The sequence below is a fragment of the Aquitalea magnusonii genome (assembly GCF_002217795.2).
Taxonomy (GTDB): Bacteria; Pseudomonadota; Gammaproteobacteria; order Burkholderiales; family Chromobacteriaceae; genus Aquitalea; species Aquitalea magnusonii_B.
The window spans coordinates 4,006,016-4,023,226 of the sequence record NZ_AP018823.1; the positions used below are offsets into that span (position 1 = coordinate 4,006,016).

The following is a 17,211-nucleotide window of genomic DNA, read 5'->3' on the forward strand; positions in this document are numbered from 1 at the left end:
CTATCCTGCATCTCATGTCTTCATCCATTACCGCGGCCAGCATTGGCCGCCGTTTGTGCAGCCAGTTTTACGAATTGCTGCTGATTGCTGCCCTGCTGCTCACCGTTTCTGCCGTCATGACCGGCCTGCAAGCCTGGTTGGGCCGTTCGCTGCTGCTGGACCTGCTGACGCAACTGGCACTGGCCGGCAGCCTGTTCGGCTATTTTGGCAGCAGTTGGGTCAAATCCGGCCAGACCGTCGCCATGAAGGCCTGGCGTCTAAAGCTGGTCCGCCAGGACGACAATCAACTGATTGACTGGCGTCAGGCAGGCTTTCGTTATGTCGTGGGGCTGCTGCTGTTTGTCGGCATGCCAGCCATTTCCTATCTGGCCTGGTCGCGCAATCTGGGGCATGGCAGGCAAGCGCTGCTGATTTCACTGGCCTGGTGCGCACTGCCTTATCTGGCCGCGTTCTACGACAAGGACCGCTTGTTTCTGCACGACAGGCTGGCGCGTACCCGCCAGGTGGAACTGCCCAAGGCGCCGCACCCCGGCAAGGGTAAAGTCCGGCAATAAATCGGCCAGATCAACGGCTGTCCCCCGTTTGCCAACAGACCACTCATCGCTGCGCGGAATACCTCGGCAGGGCTAATCGGCGCGCCAGGCCTGGCTTTGCCGCCGATCCTGCGGAATGCAGCCCAACCTTGGCCACCCGGAAATATCTTCATGAAAAGATACTTCATCGACAACTCATGATACGCTTTGCGCCCGGAACGGAAAGCCACGCCCCTCCCTTACCTGGATAATCGCAGAATGCATCAACAGCCCGATCAGATAGACCGCATCGTCGCCCTCTGGAATGAAGTACGTCCCGACCTGGACCCCTCCTCCACCCAGGTCATAGGTCGCATCGTGCGGATGGAGTATTTCATTACCCGCCGTGTATTGCAGGATCTGGCCCGTTACAACCTGAATGTCGGTGAATTCGACGTATTGGCTGCACTGCGTCGTCGCGGCGAACCCTATCAGCTCTCCCCCAACCAGCTGCAGGGCATGGTGCTGATTTCCTCCGGCGCGCTGACCAACCGCATCAACCGCCTGGAAGAAGCCGGTCTGGTCACCCGCTCACCCGACCCGGAAGACCGCCGCGGCGTGATTGTCACCCTGAGCGCCAAGGGCTTTGCCGTGATTGAAGAAGCCGTGGTCAACCATCTGGCTGCCGAGGCCGAACTGATGGAAAACCTGGATGAAGCCGAGAAAATCCAGCTGGCCGGCCTGCTGAAAAAGCTGCTGCAAACGCAGGAAGACTGAACAGCACGCCCACGCAATAAAAAAGCCGCCTTATGGCGGCTTTTTTATTGCCGTTTACAGGCCAATGATCAATAACAGATTGGCCCCGCAGATCAGCACGAACAGCAGCCAGCCCACTACCTGCATCAGCGGTGACAGGGCAAACTCCCCCATCAACTGCCGACTGGCTGTCATGCGCAGCAAGGGCCACATCGCCAGCGGCAGTTGCAGGCTGAGCACCACCTGACTCCACACCAGCATGCGCCCCACCGCGCCCTCGCCCAGCAGCAACACCCCCAGCAGCGCTGGTAGCAGGGCCAGCCCGCGCGTGATCAACCGGCGCTGATAGCAGGGAATGCGGATCTGCAAGAATCCATCCATGATCACCTGTCCTGCCACTGTGCCAGTCAGGGTGGAGCTTTGGCCCGATGCCAGCAAGGCCAGGCCAAACAGCAAGGCCGCCGCACCACCGGCCAGCGGGGTAATCAAGCGGTAAGCCTGTTCGATATCGTCCACCACCGGCTGTCCTACCGCATGAAAGGCAGTACCAGCCAGCACCAGAATGGCCCCATTCACCAGCATGGCCAGCAGCAACGACACCACCGTATCCACCCGGCACAGCGTCAAGGTATCGCGCAGGCTGTGTTTGCCGCTTTCCACCTTGCGGGTTTGCACCACCGAGGAATGCAGATACAGGTTGTGCGGCATGATGGTGGCCCCGACGATACCCAGCCCCAGCACCACCGCCTGGTGCAGATCCCCACCGGGATTGGATGGCAGCAGGCCGCGCGCCACCGCCTGCCAGTCCGGCCCCACCATGAACACCTGGATGGCAAAACACAGGGCAATGGTGGCGATCAGCCCCAGCACCACCGCCTCGATCTGCCGGAAGCCCTTGCCCTTCATGCCCAGCACGATGACGGTATCAAACGCCGTCAGCACCACCCCCCAGGCCAATGGCACGCCAAACAGCAGCTTGAATGCCAGTGCGCAGCCCAGTACCTCGGCCACATCGCAGGCAATAATGGATAATTCCGCACTCAACCACTGAATAATCCGGCCATATGGACCGAAATGATTGCGGCTGGCCTGCGCCAGATCCAAGCCTGTTACCAGGCCAAGGCGGGCAGCCATCAACTGCAACACCATGGCAACCAGGCTGGACAGCGCCACAATCCACAGCAGGCCGTAGCCAAAGCGGGAACCGGCCTCGATATCGGTAGCCCAGTTGCCGGGGTCCATATAGCCAACAGCCACCAGCAGACCGGGGCCGGCAAAACGGCGCAGCCGCTGCCACCAGGGCGCGCGGCCATCAATGCGGATGCTGCCTTGTACTTCAGCGGGACAAAACGGAGCGGTTGCCGTGCGGGGAAGGGAAAACATGCAACATCCTCAAGCGAAGAGGAAAGAAAAATGCACGCTATTTGCGTGCAAAGTCTACTGACCTAAAGGCAGGTTACTACCAGCTACTTTGACTGGTACTGGCGCAGTCCAGGACCATTGTTTTTTCCAGGCGCCAATCACCAGATTGGGATATTCCGGCCGACCCAGGCTGCCGTTGTAACGGCCCAGTGCGCGATAAAGATTGCCACGCTCCATGTCCAGATAATGGCGCAGGATGGTGCAGCCATAGCGCAGATTGAGCGTGAGTTCGAACAGATTGTGCTGCGGGTTGCCGATTTGCCTTACCCAGAAGGGCATCACCTGCATCAGGCCACGGGCACCGGCAGGGGAAATGGCGTATTTGTTAAAGCCGCTTTCCACCTGGATCAGGCCCAGCACCATTTGCGGGTCCAGCCCGGCGCGGGTGGCCTCGTACTGGATGGCCGTCAACAGTCGCTCACGCATCCAGCTATCGGGAATACGCTTTTGCAGGCGGCGCGACATTTCAGCCAGCCAGGCCTGCCCCTCTTGCGGCGTATCGAATACCAGGCGCGGCGCATTGACATCGGCAATGGTGCGGCTCATGGCTGACGCCACATTGGCAGACAGCGCCTCCTCGCGCTGCGCACCCGCCCACGCTGGCGAACAGGCCAGCATGGTGGTAAGGGCGAGCAGCGACAGGAGGATTTTCATCAGGACAGTTTGGCGAGCAGATGTTCCAGAATAGCATCTGCCGCAACCGGCGTTGCTGCAGCATCGCGACGCTGCTGGTATTCGACCTTGCCTTCCTTCAGGCCACGGTCGCCAATGGTGACGCGATGCGGCGCGCCGATCAGTTCCCAGTCGGCAAACATGGCACCCGGCCGTTCGCCACGGTCGTCAAGAATCACGTCCACGCCCTTGGCCAGCAGACCGGCGTACAGGCTGTCGGCAGCGGCTTTCACTTCGGCGGAACGATCGTAGCCGACCGGGCAGATGACCACGGCAAACGGGGCGATATTGTCCGGCCAGATCATGCCCTTGTCGTCGTGGTTCTGCTCGATGGCGGCACCCAGGATACGGGTGACGCCGATGCCGTAGCAGCCCATTTCAAACGGTTTGGGTTTGCCGTCTTCGTCCAGGAAGGTGGCATTCATCGCCGCAGAGTACTTGGTGCCCAGATAGAACACATGGCCCACTTCGATGCCGCGCTGGATGGCCAGCACGCCCTTGCCGTCCGGGCTGGGGTCGCCTGCCACCACGTTGCGGATGTCGGCCACTTCCGGCTCGGCACAGTCACGGCCGAAGTTGGCACCGGTGTAGTGCTGGTCGTCCTCGTTGGCACCGATGACAAAGTCGGCCATCTTGGCCACGGTACGGTCGGCAATGATGCGGCCCTTGAAGCCCACCGGGCCCAGCGAACCCGGATTGGCTCCAAAAGCCTCACGGATGATGGCCGGTGAAGCCATGGTCAGCGGCTTCTTGATGCCGGCCACTTTTTCCGCCTTCACTTCATTCAGTTCGTGATCACCACGCACCAGCATCAGCACAGCCTCACCTTCGCTGCCTTCCACCACCAGCGCCTTGACGGTGCTCTTGATGTCGATGGACAGGAAATCCACCAGCTCGGCAATGGTCTTGACCTTGGGGGTGTGGACCTTGGTCAGCGCGGCGCTGGCGGCCGGGCGTTCGCCGGCGGGCGCAACGGCTTCGGCCAGTTCGATATTGGCGGCGTAGTCGGAATCCGGGCAGTAGATGATGGCATCTTCACCGGTATCGGCAATCACCTGGAATTCGTGCGAGCGGTCACCGCCGATGGCACCGGTGTCGGCAGCCACGGCGCGGTAAGTCAGGCCCAGACGGTCAAAAATACGGCAGTAGGCGGCATACATATTGTCGTAACTCACCCCGGCAGCTTCGGCGCTGCGGTCGAAGGAGTAGGCGTCCTTCATGGTGAACTCGCGGCCACGCATCACGCCAAAGCGCGGGCGGCGCTCGTCGCGGAACTTGGTCTGGATCTGGTAGAAGTTTTTCGGCAAGGCGCGATAGCTGCGCAGCTCGCTGCGGGCGATGTCGGTAATCACTTCTTCGGCAGTAGGCTGCAGCGCAAAGTCACGTTCGTGACGGTCCTGGAAGCGCAGCATTTCCTCGCCCATGGTGTCCCAGCGGCCCGACTCCTGCCACAGGCCGGCCGGCTGCACCACCGGCAGCGAGACTTCGATGGCACCGGCACGGTTCATTTCTTCGCGCACGATGTTTTCCACCTTGCGCACCACGCGCAGGCCCATCGGCATCCAGGAATAGATACCGGCAGCAACCTTGCGGATGAAGCCGGCACGAATCATCAGCTTCTGGCTGGTGATGTCGGCGTCGGCGGGGGCTTCTTTCAGGGTGGAAATGAAAAACTGCGATGCGCGCATGATGCGTCCTTGGTATTCGGCTAAATAGGGTTGATTGTAGCGTTTTGCACGGGTGACGGGAAAGCATCCTGTCGGCAGCCTCATGCCAGCGGAGTGCGCAAGCGCTGCCAGCGTCACTTTGTCGCTTTCCCCCGACAGCGCCAGATGGAAAATGCCTGGCAGTACAGCATTAGCTTGGCGCTGTACTGACACAGTAGTAACCTTCGCGCTCACAGGCCATTCCGTTTTCTTGCGCCGCAACAATCACGGAAGACGAATGGCATGCATGCTTAACTACATAAAGAATGCACACACAAATCATGCAGGCTCACAATAAACAAGCCATGACCGGCCTGACGCTGGCTGCGCTGGGCGTGGTGTATGGGGATATCGGTACCAGCCCGCTGTACACCTTGCGCGAATGCTTTACCGGCCATGGCATGGCCACCACGCCTGACAACATCTTCGGCATCCTGTCGCTGATCTTCTGGTCGCTGATCTTCGTGGTCTCCATCAAGTACGTGGTGTTCGTGCTGCGCGCCGACAACCACGGCGAAGGCGGCATCATGGCGCTGATGGCGCTGGCCCGTCATTACGTCACCCATTCGGCGCGCTGGAAGGTAGTGTTGCTGGGGCTGTTTGGTGCCTCCCTGTTTTATGGCGATGCCATCATCACCCCCGCCATGTCGGTACTGTCGGCGGCAGAAGGGCTGGAGGTGCTTAGCCCCAGCATGCAGCCTTATGTGATGCCCATTGCCATCACCGTGCTGGTCGGCCTGTTCGCCCTGCAACGCTTTGGCACGGCCAGCGTGGGCATGCTGTTTGGCCCGGTGATGCTGGCCTGGTTCTCCATCCTTGGTTTGCTGGGTATCCTGCAGATCGTCCAGGCTCCGGGCATCCTGGCCGCCGTCAATCCCTGGTATGCCTACAACTTTGTCGTTCACCACGGCATTGGGGCCTATCTGACGCTGGGCTCGGTGGTGCTGGCACTGACCGGCGCAGAGGCGCTGTATGCGGATATGGGACACTTCGGCAAGGCACCGATCCGTCGGGCCTGGTATGGCCTGGTACTGCCTGCACTGGTGCTCAATTACTTTGGCCAGGGCGCATTGCTGATGCTCAAGCCGGAAACCATCAAGAACCCCTTCTTCCTGCTGGCACCGCAATGGGCGCTGCTGCCGCTGATCATCCTGGCCACGCTGGCGACCGTGATTGCCTCGCAAGCGGTGATTTCCGGTGCCTATTCGCTCACCCGCCAGGCCATCCAGTTGGGCTATAGCCCGCGCATGGAAATTTCCCACACCTCGGAAAACGAAATCGGCCAGATCTATCTGCCCTTCGTCAACTGGGCCTTGCTGGTGGCCGTGCTGGTGGTGGTGGTGATTTTCAAGAGCTCGGATAATCTGGCCTCGGCTTACGGCATTGCCGTTACCGGCACCATGCTGATCACCACCTTGCTGTTCTTTGTGGTGGCCCGTGTCAACTGGCGCTGGCCGCTGCCGCTGGCACTGGGCATCACCATTTTCTTCGGCATCATCGATACCGCCTTCTTCAGTGCCAACCTGCTCAAGCTGTTCTCCGGTGGCTGGCTGCCACTGGTGCTGGGCATGGTCATCTTCATGCTGATGACCACCTGGAAACAGGGCCGCAAGCTGCTGTTCGACCGGCTGCGCGAGCAGGCGCTGCCGCTGGACAGTTTCATTGAGAATCTGGAGTCCTATCCGCCAACACGGGTTCAGGGCACAGCAGTATTCCTGACCAGCACCCTGCATGGTGTGCCACATGCATTGCTGCATAACCTGAAACACAACAAGGTTCTGCATGAGCGCATCGTGCTGATGACCATTCGCACCGAGGATGTACCCTACATCAGTGACGAATCGCGCCTGGAAGTGGTGCAGTTATCGCCGTCATTCTGGCGTGTGGTGGCCCGCTACGGTTTCAAGGAAGACCCGAGCGTGCTGAATGTGCTTGCCCTGTGCGAAGCCGAAAAACTGGCTTTCGAACTGATGGATACGTCCTTCTTCCTGTCGCGCGAAACCATTATTTCCACCGAGCGTCCCGGCATGGCACGCTGGCGTGAACGCCTGTTTGTGTGGATGAGCAAGAACGCGCTGCGTGCCACCGACTTCTTCCAGATTCCCACCAACCGCGTGGTGGAACTGGGCGCCCAGGTCGAGCTGTAGTCAAGCAACTACATCAAAAGGCAGGCATTTTCGCCTGCCTTTTTTATTTGCCCGCGTAAAATCAGGCAATGTAATCGATTACAAACTGCTTTCAATATTCAAACTTACGCTTTTATTTCAATGCATTAGCTATTAATTTTCCAGAATTTCCTGCCGCCACAGGCCTGCCAGCAACAAAAAAGGCCGGCAGATGAATGCCGGCCAAATGATGCAAAATGGATGAAATTTTACTATGTAGTGTCATTACTACATCGGCAGGTCGATTTCCCGCCTCAGCCGCGCCCAGTCAAAGTACGGCCCCGGATCTGTCTTGCGTCCGGGGGCAATGTGTTCGTGCCCGGTGATGGCCTGCAATGGCAGGTGCTGCTGCAACTCGCGTACCAGTGCCAGCAACATCTGGTACTGGGCATCGGCAAAGGGCTCAAAGTCGCAGCCCTCCATCTCGACACCGATGGAAAAATCATTGCAGCGCTCCCGCCCCTGCCAACTGGAGACCCCAGCATGCCAAGCGCGGGCTTGTACCGGGACAAACTGCACTAACTGGCCACTGCGCCGGATAAAGAAATGCGATGACACCCGCAATTGCTTGATGCTGGCAAAAAACGGGTCTTCATCCGGATTCAGCGTATTGGTAAAGAGTTGCTCCACCGCGTGGCTGCCATAGCGATACGGCGGCAGACTGATATTGTGAATGACCAGCAGTTCGGGCTGTCCCTGCTCACGGGCATCACAATTGGGCGATGGTATCTGCCTGGCCTCCCTTACCCAGCCACTGGCTTCCAGATGCAGCACCGGCTGCAAACGGCCAGCCCGGTACAACATGCGCCACAGCACCAAGCCATCCGGCACACTCCAGCGCTGCTCCAGCACAAAACCGGCTTTGTGATACAGCGCCACCGCCGCCGCATTGACTTCTGCGGTATCCACGCTGACCTCATCGGCATCCGCCAGCAGATGGTTAAGCAGGCGATAACCCCAGCCCGCCGTGAAATGGGCCGGATCCACCACGGTGCGCTCAATATGCCAGCCACCTTGCTGACGCTGGCTTGCCACCAGCACCCCGCGCAGTTCCTCGCCCTCAAACGCGCCAATCACGCGCTCCCGGCACGCCATCACCTGGCCCACATCACGCCACATCAGTGGCAATGCCGGATAGTTCAGCCACTGTACTTCCACTTGATGGGCCAGTAGCTGGATACGCAGCGCGGCTTGCGCCAGTGCCGGCTCCTGCAGTGCTATATCCTTGACGACAAAGGGAATATCCATTTCCACCTTTCAGCTTGCGGATTGCCACAATTGCGTGATGCCTGCTTCCTGCATACGGTGGCAAGGCGCACAATACGCTATTGTGCCAGCCTCGCAGCCAAGCGCCCATTCAGTGCTGCGCATTTGAGCAGAATCATGGTTTTTTGCAATGCAGCACGGCACACTCGACACATTCACCCAGCTTGAGGCCCCCACCATGCTTACCCTGAATGATATCGGCAACACTGGCAGCGCCAGTTTTGAACAACCGCTGGACATGCTGCTGGCCTGCCACGACAAAATACGCCGCTTCTGTGACCAACTGGATAAACTGCCCGGCTATATCAGCGAGCATGGCGTCAATGATGCGGTAAAGAACACCATCGACGGTGTGATCCGTTACTTTGATGTCGCCGGCCCAGCCCACCACATCGACGAGGAAGAGGAGCTGTTTCCCATCCTGCTGGAACGCGTCCCCACCGCGGCGCCACGTATCGAGCAATTGGAAGCCGAACACGGCTACCTGCACTCGTGCTGGAATGCCATCCGCGACGATCTGCGCGCCCTGCGCAATGGCGAGCTGGACAGCATCAGCGAAAATGCGGTCGCCGAATTTGTACGTCAATACCGCGAACATGCGGCGTCGGAAGAGGCATGGCTGATTCCCACTGCCGCCGCCACACTGAACGCAGAGGAACTGCGCAACGCAGGCTTACGCATGGCCCAGCGCCGTCAGCAAGCCTGCTGAACACCAGCCGGTGTCGTAAAACAGAAAAGGATGCCACCGGGCATCCTTTTTTTGCTTTCAATACATCAGCTTCAGGCAGTCAGCTTCAACAAGGCAGCAAAAGCATCTTCAAACAGCTTGAGGCCATCCTGTTGCAGCTTGTCACCCACCGCCACCAGGTCGATATCAGCCTCGGCCACATCCAGCAGGGTGATCTGGGCCTGCTGCGCATCTTGCGGCAGGGTCAGCGCGGCGACGCCATGATCGCGGAAGGCTGCCAGCGTGGCATCCGGTACCGTATTCACGGTTTCATCGCCAATGAGGCTTTCCACATACAGTACGTCGGAGTAAGCGGCGTTCTTGGTACCGGTGGACGCCCACAGCAGGAATTGCGGCCAGGCACCCGCCGCCTTCAGCGCGGCAAACTCACTGCCATGGAAACGCTGCTGATAGCGGGCATAGGCCACCTTGGACAGCGCAATGGCAGTCTTGCCCTGCAAGCGGGCAGGCAGTTGCGCATCCAAGAGGCTGTCCACGCGCGACAGGAAGAAGCTGGCCACGGCCTTGATGCCGGTCACCGGCTTGCCCGCAGCCAGGCGTGCGCTCAGGCCGTCGATATAGGCATCCCATACGGCTTCAACTTGCGGCAGGCTGAACAGCAGGGTGATGTTGACGTTGATGCCTTCGGCAGTCAGCGTCTGGAATGCGCGTATGCCTTCTGCGGTAGCAGGGATCTTGATCATGGCATTGGGGCGGTCGATCTCGGCCCACAGGCGGCGTGCCGCTGCCAGGGTGCCAGCCTCATCGTGCGACAGCGCAGGCGATACTTCCAGGCTGACATAGCCATCATTGCCGGCGCTGCTGCGGTATTGTTCCTGCAGCAGATCGCAGGCAGCCTGAATATCCGGCACCACCAGCGCTTCGTAGCGCTGCTCGGCGCTCAGGCCGGCATCGGCCTGCAAACGGGCCAGATCAGCCTGGTAGCTGGCATCGGTGCTGATGGCCTTGTAAAAGATGGCCGGATTGGAGGTAACACCGGCAATGCCGTCTTCCTGCAGCAGGCGGGCCAGTTCACCCGAAGCCAGCAGCTCACGGGACAGATTATCCAGCCAGATACGCTGGCCAAACGGGCGGATGGATTGCAGACGATTCATGATGTGATCCGGAGTCGGGAAAGTTGGCGCATTAAGAGCGGCTCACAAAACAGCATGACATTCCTGAAGCAAGGCGTGCCATCGCTGACAGTACAGGGGTAGCAGCAGCAAGCGCAAGGCAGTGGCTGTTTTTGTGCGCGGCGGTAAAGAAGAACATCCTAGCGCGACTGTGCGTGCAGGCCAAGTGCAGATTGCAGCGATATGCTGTTAATTTACAGCGAAATCACAAACTAAAACGTCATCAACAAACGGTTTTAGCGTGGCGACGCAGGCTTGGTAAGCCGGGTGGATCAGATAAGCATCACGGGCGGCAGCATCGACAAACTGCACCAGCCAGCCATGGGTAAAGCCGTGTTGCAATCCTTCCGGGCTGACATCCGGGCTGACATCCGGGCCGCCGCCCAGCGTCAGGATGTCGGGGATCTGCCGGGACAGACTGGCAAGATGCTGGCTGATGCGGGCAATATCCTCCGCCGTGGCGGCAGGCAGAAAACGGATCAACACACTATGTTGCAACATGGCTACTCGCGGATTCCATTCCGCCACTGCTTATGCGACCACCACCGGACGCTGCCCACGGGTGCAAGCACGCAGTCAGCCAGCCTCAGGCATGCGTTCCCGCTTGCGTTTCCGGCTCGGCGGCGCGCTCGCTTTGGAAAATCACACTGAACGTACTGCCCTTGTCCGGCTCACTGCGGATTTCCAGCCTGGCATTGTGGCGGGCAATCACATGCTTGACGATGGCAAGGCCCAGCCCGGTACCGCCATTGCCACGCGAACGGCCACGGTCTACCCGGTAAAAACGTTCGGTCAGCCGCGGGATATGCTCGCGCGGGATGCCGATACCACTGTCCTTGACGGAAAAACACAATTTCTCGCCATCCGCCTTCCACGACAGGGTGATATCGCCCCCTTCCGGGGTATAGCGCACGGCATTGGACACCAGATTACCAAAGGCCGAATGCAACTCCTGCGCACTGCCCCACAGCCATTGATTGCAGCCTTTTTCCAGCCGGACATGATGGCGGCCCTGCGACAAGCCTTCAGCCTCCACCATCAGGGTATCCAGCATTTCCTGCATATTGACCTTCTCGGCAGCCACTGCCTTGGGGCTGTTTTCCAGCCGCGACAGGGTCAGCAGATCCTCCACCAGGCTCTGCATGCGGCGTGACTGCTCCATCATCATGGGCAGGAAATGGCTGAGCGTGGCCTGATCCACCTCGCCCATATCGGACAGGGTTTCCAGAAAGCCGCCGACGACGGTCAAGGGGGTGCGCAATTCGTGCGACACATTGGCGACAAAATCGCGATGCACGGTCTGTACCCGCTCCAGCGAGGTGATATCGCGGCTGAGCAACAGCTTGCGGGTAGAGTCAAACGGTACCAGTTGCACCGAAATCACCAGTTCGCGCGGCTGGGTAAACTGCAGCACCAGCGGCTGGCTGAAGCTGGCACTTTTCATATAGGCGTGAAAACTGGGCTGGCGGATGAGGTTGAGGATCTGATTGCCCACATCCTGCTTGCGGTCCAGGTTCAGATGCTCCATCGCCATCGGGTTGATCCACTCGATGCGGTCATGCTCGTCCAGTACCACCACCCCGTCCGGCATGGCTTCCCCGGCATTGATGAAGCGCTCCAGCACATTGGTGAGTTTGCGCTTGCTTTGCATCTGGGTGCGCATGGTACGGTACAGCGTCATGAATACGGTATGCCAGGCACCAAAACCATCTGGCACCCGCTCTGCTGTGGGGTGATCCAGCCAGCGCAGCAGCAGGGCAATGTGGTACAGATGAAACCCCAGCCAGGCCAGCAGGGCGATGCAGGCAGCGATCAGGCCTTCGATCGGTCCGGTAAACGCCCAGAAGGCCAGACCAATGAAGAGGATGACAAACAGCCATGCCAGAGTACGCTGCAGGAATTCTCGCAAGACAACCTCACTGCTGAGTGGAAAAACGATAACCGGTACCACGCACGGTCTGAATCAACGCATCATGCCCGGTGGTCTCCAGCGAACTGCGCAGGCGACGGATATGCACATCCACCGTACGCTCCTCCACAAAGACATGGTCGCCCCACACCTGATCAAGCAATTGTGAGCGCGAATGCACCCGTTCCGGATGGGTCATGAAAAAGTGCAGCAGACGGAATTCGGTGGGGCCAAGGTCGATGGTATCACCATTGCCGCTGACACGATGGGTGATGGGGTCCAGCCGCAAGCCCTGTACTTCCACCGCATCATCGGTCATTTGCGGTGCGCGGCGGCGCAACACCGCCTTGATGCGGGCCAACAGTTCGCGCGGCGAAAACGGCTTGGTGATGTAATCGTCCGCACCTGACTCCAGTCCGGTAATCTTGTCCTGCTCGTCCGAACGCGCCGTCAGCATGATGATGGGAATATGCTTGGTGCGCTCATCCGAGCGCAGGCGCTTGGCAATATCCACCCCGGAAGCGCCCGGCAGCATCCAGTCCAGCAGCACCAGATCGGGCAGCGCATTACGCACCAGGGTCAGTGCGGCCTCGGCGGTACTGGCACGCAGCACGTGGTGTCCTGCCTGGGTAAGGTTAAAGGCGATCAGTTCCTGAATTGCAGGTTCGTCTTCGACAAGCAAAATATTGGCAGCCATGTATCGGTCCAGTCCCGGTTTGATGATGGCAAGGATAAAAAGCAGCGATTACAGAAATATGACATTTCTTAAATTGTTGGCAAAACTTCTGCAATGCTTGTCATCCAGGGCAGCAAGACATCATCTTGCCACGCCATGAGCAGCCTACTGACAAAAAAAACGGGCCTGCCGCATTGGCAGACCCGGAATGGCCTTCGTCAAAAATTTTTTCGTCTGACTTGAGACCAGGGACAAAGAGATCACCAGGACAGTTTCAAACAGGTACAGGGACATGCACCCATCAGCAACGAATCCAGACTGGAGCCATTACAGCGGGACAGTGCCGCAACAGCTCCGATAAGGCGGCATTGTACGGAGCAAGTGACAATAATTTAATGTGGAAATATGGGATTTTTCGTACTCATGCCTTGTAAAATGGCTTTTTCATGCCAAGAAACCTTTGATTCGAAACATGGATAAATTCGACAAAAAAATCCTCAGCAGCCTGCACGAAAATGCCCGTATCAGTTATGCCGAACTGGCGCGGCGGGTCAACCTGTCGGCCCCGGCCATTGCCGATCGTATCGAAAAACTGGAAAGAACAGGCGTGATAACCGGCTACCATGCCCAGATCGATCCGACCAAGGCCGGACTGCCCATCCTGTGCATGATAGAGCTGACCGTCAAACACCTGGACTACTACGTGGTGCTGGAGCGCATCCGTAACATGCCGCAGGTACTGGAGTGTGCATCCATCACCGGCACCAGCGGCCTGATGATGAAAGTGGCGGTCGATACCATGCCCAGCCTGCAAACCCTGATTGCCCAGTTGATGCAGTTTGGCGATACCAAGACCTCCATCATCATCGACATGCCGGTACCGCCACGCATGCCCCAACTGTTGGCGGATGACTGAACACGGCTAGCGCCCATCGCCCGGCCATGGCGATGTGCTGGCAGCACCGTCATCAGGATGACGGCCATTGCCTCCCGAGGGGTAGACATCAGGCAATACGTAAGCGCGGGCAAAAAAATGGCCGAAGAATCATCGATTCTTCGGCCAAGCTCTTGGGAGAGACCATATAGAAGCACATCTACGAACGAAGCACCCAGGCCGCCATCTTCTGACCAATGACAGCCGGGTGTACTGCACCGGCTTCTCCCCAACAGTTCTGACGCTGCCAGGGAGAACGGATAAGTTGAATTACTTGGCGGCAACCCAGGCCAGCGAGGTATCCAACATGCGGTTGGCAAAGCCCCACTCGTTGTCGTACCAGGACAGCACTTTGACTTCGCGACCGGCAATCACACGGGTCAGCGTGGAATCAAACACGCTGGAAGCCGGGTGGTGCAGGAAGTCACGCGATACCAGCGGCAGGGTGTTGACGGCCAGCACACCGGCCAGCTTGCCCTTGGCAGCGCTGCTGATCAGCTCGTTGACTTCTTCCACCGTAGTGTCACGGGAGGAAGTGAAGGTCAGGTCCACCAGCGAGACATTGCTCACCGGAACACGCACGGCAAAGCCATCCAGCTTGCCCTTCAGCTTGGGCAGTACCAGGCCCACTGCAGCGGCAGCGCCGGTCTTGGTCGGGATCATGGACACGGCGGCAGAACGGGCACGGCGCAAGTCGGAGTGATCGGTATCCAGCAGCACCTGATCGTTGGTGTAGGCATGGATGGTGGTCATCAGGCCACGCTCAATACCAATGGTATCGATCAGCGGCTGTACCAGCGGAGCCAGGCAGTTGGTGGTGCAAGACGCATTGGACACCACGGTCATGGCGCTGGTCAGCACGTCATCGTTGACGCCGAATACCACGGTAGCGTCGGCATCGTTAGCCGGCGCGGAAATCAGCACGCGCTTGGCACCGGCTTCCAGGTGCAGCGCCGCTTTTTCACGTTTGGTGAAGATGCCGGTACATTCCAGTACCACATCCACGCCCAGTTCTTTCCAGGGCAGCTCGGCCGGGTTACGGATGGAGAGCAGCTTGATCGGCTTGCCGTTCACCACCAGGGCATCGCCTTCCAGTGCAATGGTGCCGCCAAACGGGCCATGTACGCTGTCAAAGCGGGTGAGGTGTTCGTGCAGTTCCGGCTTGCCCAGGTCATTGATGGCCACGATTTCGATATCGCGGTCAGCAAAACGCTCCTGCCAGGCGCGGACCACCATGCGGCCAATACGACCGTAACCATTAATGGCAACTTTCAACGTCATGATGCATCCTCCTAATTTGGTAATGGTGCAAGGTCATCTGGTGCCCTGCGCCAATCAATTTCTGCTCCTTTTGCCCTGTAAGCAAGTGACTACAAAAGTAGTGTGCGGGTTACCAACAATGCGGCGAAATCCTTACCTGACAAGGCTCGCCGCCGTGTAGTGCCAATGTGGTTTTACCGCTGTAGCAAACTGGCCAAAGGAGCAGGGTCTTCTGCCAGCATCACATGCAGCAGCGTGGCAGAGAAGGTGGTGACACCACGCGCCCCCAGCGACTGCAAGGCAGCGGTATCCACCAGCGTGGCATCACACACTTCCACGCGCAGACGGCTGCCAGCTACCGCACCCACCTGTATCACATTAGTCGGTCCGCCCAGTGCCTGCAGCCAGGTATCGCGCGCACCATCCGTCACCACAAGATCTTGCCTCCCTGCAGCCGGCGAACGGGACGGCTGTTGCGCGCCACGGCTGCTGGCCAGCTCGCCTTGCTGCAAGGCGGTACGGATTTCATCGGAGACAAGGTCGGCCTCCGGTCCCAGCACCACCTGCACACTGCCGGCCGCCGGTTTGATCAGCCCGCGCGAACCCAATGCCTTGAGTGCGGCTTCGTCCACTTTGTCATTGTCGGCCACCTGCAAGCGCAAGCGCGTGGTGCAGGCATCCACCGACTTCAGATTGGCTGCCCCGCCCAGGGCCAGGATGAAGCCATGGGCACGGGAAGAACCTTCCGTCGCCACCACGGCAACCTGTTGTACCGCTTCACGTCCCATGGTCTGCAAATCGAATTTCCGGATGAAGAAACTGAACAGGCCGTAATAGATGACGAAATACAGCAAGCCCACCGGCAGCAGCAACAGCGGTTTCTGCGCAATGCCAAAGTTAAGCAGGTAATCGAACAGGCCGGCGGAGAAGCCAAAGCCCAGATGCACGCCCAGCGCATACATCAAGGCCATGGCAATGCCGGTGAGTACCGCATGAATGGCATACAACACCGGGGCGAGGAACATGAAGGCAAACTCGACCGGCTCGGTCACCCCGGTCAGGAAGGCGGTCAGCGCCATGGAAAACAGCACCCCGCCCACGGCGGCCTTGTTTTCCGGCTTGGCCGCGCGGTACATCGCCAGGCAGGCCGCTGGCAGGCCAAACATCATGACCGGGAAAAAGCCGCTCATGAACATGCCAGCGGTTTTATCCCCGGCAAAGAAGCGGGTCAGGTCGCCATGCACCAGCTTGCCGGCCTCGTTGGTGAAGTCGCCTACCTGGAACCAGACAATGGTATTGAGAATGTGGTGCAGGCCGGTGACGACAAGCAGGCGGTTGAGCACGCCATAGATGAACAGCCCGATTTCGCCCACGCCGATCAGCCATTTGCCGACAGCATCAATGCCGTTTTGCACTGGCGGCCAGGCCAGGCCCAGCACCACCCCCAGCAGCAGCATGGCAAAACCGGTGGCAATCGGCACAAAACGCCGCCCGCCGAAGAAGGCCAGGTAGGTGGGCAGCTTGATGTCCTTGTAACGGTTGTACAGCACCCCGGCAATCAGGCCGGACAAGATCCCGGCCAGCACCCCCATATTGATGGCGAATGGTTTGCCCGCAGGGTCAAGATGCACCAGCGCTTTGAAAGCACCGTAACCCAGCAATGTTTCCGGCATCACTTTCAGCACGGCGGTCAGCACCATGTAGCCGATGGCCCCCGCCAGGCCCGCCGCGCCGTTGTTGTCACGCGCAAAGCCCACCGCCACGCCAATGGCAAAAATCAGCGCCAGATTACCGAAAATGGCATCCCCGGCCTGCGCCATCACCTTGATATTCAAGAGATCGGGCTGTCCCAGCCGCAGTAGCAGACCGGCCACCGGCAATACCGCAATCGGCAGCATCAATGCCCGGCCCAGTTGCTGGATGCCGGCAAACTTGTTTTGTGTACTCACCTCAACGCCTCCTTTTAATGTGGAATGGTCAGTTGCCATTCCGTCTTATCTGCGCTGCAGTCGCCAGCAAAGCTGGCGGCACAGGATAGGGTGTTTCGTGATCATGCCTGCCTGGCTGCGCGCA

The 17,211-nt window shown here is 59.1% G+C and carries 15 protein-coding genes and 1 pseudogene; 5 read left to right on the forward strand and 11 right to left on the reverse strand.

Going from position 1 to position 17,211, the window contains the following annotated elements; genetic code table 11:
- The first annotated feature begins 14 nt into the window (after positions 1–14).
- Both DLM_RS18775 and DLM_RS18780 read left to right on the forward strand, forming a co-directional pair.
- The gene (locus DLM_RS18775; protein ID WP_089082586.1) at positions 15–554 is read left to right on the forward strand and encodes an RDD family protein; all 540 of its coding nucleotides are present in this window, start codon (positions 15–17) and stop codon (positions 552–554) included.
- Between the two features lie 237 nt (positions 555–791).
- A complete protein-coding gene (locus tag DLM_RS18780) occupies positions 792–1,289 on the forward strand; it encodes a MarR family winged helix-turn-helix transcriptional regulator (RefSeq protein WP_089082585.1) in 498 nt (165 codons plus the stop codon).
- Between the two features lie 54 nt (positions 1,290–1,343).
- Here the strand turns inward: DLM_RS18780 and DLM_RS18785 are convergent, their stop codons facing one another.
- The 3 genes from DLM_RS18785 to DLM_RS18795 are packed head-to-tail and all read right to left on the reverse strand — an operon-like array spanning position 1,344 to position 5,050.
- Complete coding sequence (locus tag DLM_RS18785; protein WP_089082584.1) at positions 1,344–2,651, reverse strand: Nramp family divalent metal transporter; 1,308 nt, start codon at positions 2,649–2,651, stop codon at positions 1,344–1,346.
- A gap of 54 nt (positions 2,652–2,705) precedes the next feature.
- On the reverse strand, positions 2,706–3,344 hold the full coding sequence (locus DLM_RS18790; protein WP_089082583.1) for a lytic transglycosylase domain-containing protein: 639 nt from the start codon (positions 3,342–3,344) through the stop codon (positions 2,706–2,708).
- Positions 3,344–5,050 (reverse strand): proline--tRNA ligase, encoded by a 1,707-nt coding sequence (locus DLM_RS18795; RefSeq protein WP_089082582.1) that lies wholly within the window; start codon positions 5,048–5,050, stop codon positions 3,344–3,346. Before DLM_RS18795 ends, DLM_RS18790 begins: the two co-directional genes overlap by 1 nt.
- 299 nt (positions 5,051–5,349) lie before the next feature.
- Between DLM_RS18795 and kup the strand changes: the two genes are divergently transcribed.
- A complete protein-coding gene (gene kup, locus DLM_RS18800; protein WP_089082631.1) occupies positions 5,350–7,215 on the forward strand; it encodes a low affinity potassium transporter Kup in 1,866 nt (621 codons plus the stop codon).
- A 246-nt stretch (positions 7,216–7,461) separates the two neighbouring features.
- Here kup and ampD read toward each other — a convergent pair whose 3' ends face one another.
- Positions 7,462–8,037 carry a 1,6-anhydro-N-acetylmuramyl-L-alanine amidase AmpD gene (ampD, locus tag DLM_RS23765; RefSeq protein WP_231960279.1) on the reverse strand — a complete coding sequence of 192 codons (576 nt, stop codon included), beginning with the start codon at positions 8,035–8,037 and terminating at the stop codon, positions 7,462–7,464.
- Positions 8,038–8,094: 57 nt separating this feature from the next.
- Positions 8,095–8,481 (reverse strand): annotated as a pseudogene (locus DLM_RS23770) (GNAT family N-acetyltransferase); the annotation flags it as partial.
- 196 nt (positions 8,482–8,677) lie between these two features.
- Between DLM_RS23770 and DLM_RS18810 the strand changes: the two are divergent.
- Entirely contained in the window at positions 8,678–9,208 is a 531-nt protein-coding gene (locus DLM_RS18810; protein ID WP_089082630.1) for a hemerythrin domain-containing protein, read from the forward strand.
- A gap of 71 nt (positions 9,209–9,279) precedes the next feature.
- On the opposite strand, the gene tal is transcribed toward DLM_RS18810, so the two are convergent.
- The 4 genes from tal to phoB all read right to left on the reverse strand — a co-directional run bounded on the left by tal (position 9,280) and on the right by phoB (position 12,965).
- A complete protein-coding gene (gene tal / locus DLM_RS18815; RefSeq protein ID WP_089082580.1) occupies positions 9,280–10,341 on the reverse strand; it encodes a transaldolase in 1,062 nt (353 codons plus the stop codon).
- 207 nt (positions 10,342–10,548) lie between these two features.
- Entirely contained in the window at positions 10,549–10,860 is a 312-nt protein-coding gene (locus tag DLM_RS18820) for a Dabb family protein (RefSeq protein WP_089082579.1), read from the reverse strand.
- An 85-nt stretch (positions 10,861–10,945) separates the two neighbouring features.
- Positions 10,946–12,268, reverse strand: coding sequence for a phosphate regulon sensor histidine kinase PhoR (gene phoR / locus DLM_RS18825; RefSeq protein WP_089082578.1), 1,323 nt, complete (start codon positions 12,266–12,268; stop codon positions 10,946–10,948).
- 7 nt (positions 12,269–12,275) lie between these two features.
- The gene (gene phoB / locus DLM_RS18830; protein WP_089082577.1) at positions 12,276–12,965 is read right to left on the reverse strand and encodes a phosphate regulon transcriptional regulator PhoB; all 690 of its coding nucleotides are present in this window, start codon (positions 12,963–12,965) and stop codon (positions 12,276–12,278) included.
- 451 nt (positions 12,966–13,416) lie between these two features.
- On the opposite strand from phoB, the gene DLM_RS18835 reads away from it, so the two are divergent.
- Complete coding sequence (locus tag DLM_RS18835; RefSeq protein ID WP_089082576.1) at positions 13,417–13,860, forward strand: Lrp/AsnC family transcriptional regulator; 444 nt, start codon at positions 13,417–13,419, stop codon at positions 13,858–13,860.
- A 288-nt stretch (positions 13,861–14,148) separates the two neighbouring features.
- Here DLM_RS18835 and gap read toward each other — a convergent pair whose 3' ends face one another.
- Both gap and nagE read right to left on the reverse strand, forming a co-directional pair.
- Positions 14,149–15,159 (reverse strand): type I glyceraldehyde-3-phosphate dehydrogenase, encoded by a 1,011-nt coding sequence (gene gap / locus DLM_RS18840; RefSeq protein ID WP_089082575.1) that lies wholly within the window; start codon positions 15,157–15,159, stop codon positions 14,149–14,151.
- A gap of 173 nt (positions 15,160–15,332) precedes the next feature.
- A complete protein-coding gene (nagE, locus tag DLM_RS18845) occupies positions 15,333–17,087 on the reverse strand; it encodes an N-acetylglucosamine-specific PTS transporter subunit IIBC (RefSeq protein ID WP_197715451.1) in 1,755 nt (584 codons plus the stop codon).
- Positions 17,088–17,211: the final 124 nt, after the last annotated feature.